The organism is Arthrobacter sp. (genome assembly GCF_031179985.1).
GTDB lineage: Bacteria > Actinomycetota > Actinomycetes > Actinomycetales > Micrococcaceae > Arthrobacter.
In genome coordinates, this window is sequence record NZ_JAPSHJ010000037.1 from 35,852 (window position 1) to 38,867 (window position 3,016).

The window sequence follows — 3,016 nt, forward strand, 5'->3', positions numbered from 1 at the left end:
GAAAGCCCGCCAGGGCTGAAATGAGTTAAGAGACGCCTCAGGGGTCCCCGCCCGAGGAACGAGGGTGGGGAAGAGGCGGAACGGAAAGCCCGCCAGGGCTGACGGCTAGCTGTTTAATGATGTTGTGCCCATTCTGAATAAAGACATGACCTTATGCATTTCGCTCTCGGCCCGGCCAAGCAACAACGGGACGCGTTTCCACAACCATCTGTATGAGCAGCTTGGCCTGAACTGGATCTACAAGGCGTTTGCCCCCACGGATCTGGGCCAGGCAATCGCGGGTGTTCGCGGGCTGGGCATCAGGGGCTGCGCGATTTCCATGCCTTATAAGGAAGAGGTCATCGAGCTGGTTGACGTCATGGATCCGTCCGCGAAGGCCATCGACTCGGTCAACACCATCGTCAACGATGCGGGCCGGCTGACGGCATACAACACCGACTACACAGCCATCGAACAGTTGCTGAAGCGAAACGACGTCCCAAACGACTACTCGGTGCTGCTCAAGGGCTCAGGTGGCATGGCAAAAGCCACTGCGGCCGCCTTGCGTGACGCCGGCTTCCGGGATGTGACCGTCATTGCCCGGAATGAGGCCTCCGGACGGTCGCTGGCCGATCTTTACGGGTTCCGCTGGCAGGCGCAGCTCGATGGTGACGGCGATGGTCCCGCACCTGAGGTCAGCGGTGCCCGCGGGGCAGACATGATCATCAACGTGACCCCCATTGGCATGGCAGGCGGTAAGGCAGGCAGCAAGGCCGGGGGAGCGGAGGCAAACGGCCTGTCCTTCGCACAGCCGGTGATCGATGCCGCAAAGGTGGTCTTCGACGTCGTCGCGTTGCCGGCAGAGACACCCCTGATTGCTGCCGGCCGGGCAGCCGGAAAAACCGTTATTACCGGCGCCGAGGTAGCCACCATCCAGGCACTTGAGCAGTTTGTGCTTTACACGGGGATCAGGCCTACGGATGCCCAGGTGCGCGCCGCAGAGGAGTTCATGCGGGCCCAGTAAGACCCAACAAACTGGGCTAAGGAAGCTGGACGGGCTCCACCGAGATGGCCACCCGGTCCTCACCGATCCTGGTGAGGACCAGGGTGGCCGTTTTCTTTGCAGCGTTCTTTCCTGAGGACTTGGCACCGGGGAGCAACTGCTTGCGGAGTTCCTCGGGTGTCACGGAGGTGCCCCGCTTTTTAATATCCAGCACGCCGATCCCGTTATCTTTCACCCAGGACTTCAAGGCCTTGACGTTGTATGGCATGACCTCGAGGACCCTGTAGGCGCGGGCAAAGGGGGTATCGCGCAAACCGGCAGCGCAGATGTAGGCAATGTGCTCATCCACCAGATGGCCATCGAGTTCAAGCGCGACGTCGGCCACAAGACCGGCGCGGATGACGGCGCCATCGGGTTCATACAGGTAGCCTTCGACCGGCCCCACAGGGGCCACCGGACCGCCGTCGAAATCTTCCTCACTGGTAATCTCCGCAGCCCCCTGGGCTCCCAGCAGCAGAGCGGCACGACGGACTCCAGGGCGGCGGACGGCGTTGAACCAGAGGGCCACCTCTGTGACGTCTCCGCCCATCGAAACCCACTGGGCTTCGCATCCGGCCGGGACGGAGCCATGCGGGATACCAGGGCCCATTTTGACGCCAACAGAGCGGCCTGATTTCGCAAGGGATTCAACGAATGACATTGGGGGTGAGAAATCCTCGGGGTCCCAGATCCGTCGTGTTCCCGAGGTGGAGGTGGAGCGGCGCGCCGGATCCAGCCAGACGCCGTCGATACCTTCAAGGGAAAGCGTGGTGGCGTCGGCATGGACCACGGTTGCGTTCGGGAACGGAATGAGGTTCATGGTGGCGCAGGCTGCAGTTGTTTCATCCTGCTCCACCGCAGTGACGCGAATGTCCAGCGATGCAAGGGCCATGGAATCCGCCCCAAGACCGCAGCCAAGGTCCGCCACATGCTTGATGCCGGCCCTCAGGAACCGTTCTGCGTGGCGCGCAGCAACAGGGAGGCGCGTGGATTGCTCCAGCCCGGCCGGTGTGAAGATCATTTGACGGGCAAACTCGCCGAATTTGCCTTCAGCCTTGGTTCGAAGGCGGGATTGGGTAAGGACAGCTGAGACAAGGGCCGGGGAGTGCCCGGCTTTTCGAAGCGCCGCATTCTGTTGGAAGGCCTCTGCTTCCCGGTAGGGACCCAGTGAAGCCAACAACTCCCACCCCTCGCTGGTCAGCAGTGGGGCGATAAGGTCCTGTGTTGCGTCAGCCATGCAGTCAACCCTAGTGGAGGCCGCGACTCGGTGGTGGCCCCGCTAGGGTTGAAGACATGGAAGAGCATCAAGAACCGCAGGCAGCCGCAAATGACCAGATTTCCGCTGACGGCATCGTCAAGTACGCCCGGCCGGCCCTCATAGCGGCAGCCGCCGTCGTCATCGTCAGCCTCGCGCTGCTCGCCGTTATCTTCGCGCTCGATACTTTCAACGCCACCGTGTACTCGGTGGGCGGCAAGAACATCAATGATCCCAGCGATGAGGCCAGGGACATCAGGGAGCTTTACTCGGCTGTCCGGGTTGGCAGTGTTGTTGTCCTGATCGCCTCCGCTGCCACAGCGGTTGCAGCAGCCATCGTCTTATTCCGTAGGCGGAACTCGCCCCAGAACAGGGAAGATAACGGTGAGAACCTCGGATTTGACGATCTGGCGGACCCCTAGCCCCGGCTGAGGTTCCCCGCGAGTGTTCACCTGCGACGAAATTCTGGCACTCGCCTTGACCGAGTGCTAACGGTTACATAGAGTCTTCATTAGCACTCTCCCTAGGAGGGTGCTAACACATGAAGAACTGCCAGCCCGGCTGCTGCCGGCACCCGCGACGACGGTTTGCCAGCCAAAGGCACAGTTTTACTGTCCATGAATTTGCTGACGAAAAGGAGAGGTCCGAGTGTCGGTCTCTATTAAGCCTCTTGAGGATCGTATTGTTGTCCGCCCGCTCGAAGCCGAGCAGACCACGGCTTCCGGCCTGGTCATCCCGGA

The 3,016-nt window shown here is 61.4% G+C and carries 3 protein-coding genes and 1 pseudogene; 3 read left to right on the forward strand and 1 reads right to left on the reverse strand.

What is annotated here, in order from left to right; genetic code table 11:
* Nucleotides 1–124: 124 nt before the first annotated feature.
* Complete coding sequence (locus RIN13_RS15295) at nucleotides 125–1,003, forward strand: shikimate 5-dehydrogenase (RefSeq protein WP_309108192.1); 879 nt, start codon at nucleotides 125–127, stop codon at nucleotides 1,001–1,003.
* 16 nt (nucleotides 1,004–1,019) lie between these two features.
* Here RIN13_RS15295 and RIN13_RS15300 read toward each other — a convergent pair whose 3' ends face one another.
* Complete coding sequence (locus tag RIN13_RS15300) at nucleotides 1,020–2,258, reverse strand: class I SAM-dependent methyltransferase (protein WP_309108193.1); 1,239 nt, start codon at nucleotides 2,256–2,258, stop codon at nucleotides 1,020–1,022.
* Between the two features lie 56 nt (nucleotides 2,259–2,314).
* On the opposite strand from RIN13_RS15300, the gene RIN13_RS15305 reads away from it, so the two are divergent.
* A complete protein-coding gene (locus RIN13_RS15305) occupies nucleotides 2,315–2,698 on the forward strand; it encodes a hypothetical protein (RefSeq protein ID WP_309108194.1) in 384 nt (127 codons plus the stop codon).
* Between the two features lie 226 nt (nucleotides 2,699–2,924).
* Nucleotides 2,925–3,016, forward strand: a pseudogene (locus tag RIN13_RS15310) (co-chaperone GroES); the annotation flags it as partial.

Excerpts from the sequence above, each read along its gene's own strand:
- RIN13_RS15300 (WP_309108193.1), bottom strand. The coding sequence starts at position 2,258 with ATGGCTGACGCAACACAGGACCTTATCGCCCCACTGCTGACCAGCGAG.
- RIN13_RS15305 (WP_309108194.1), top strand. The coding sequence starts at position 2,315 with ATGGAAGAGCATCAAGAACCGCAGGCAGCCGCAAATGACCAGATTTCC.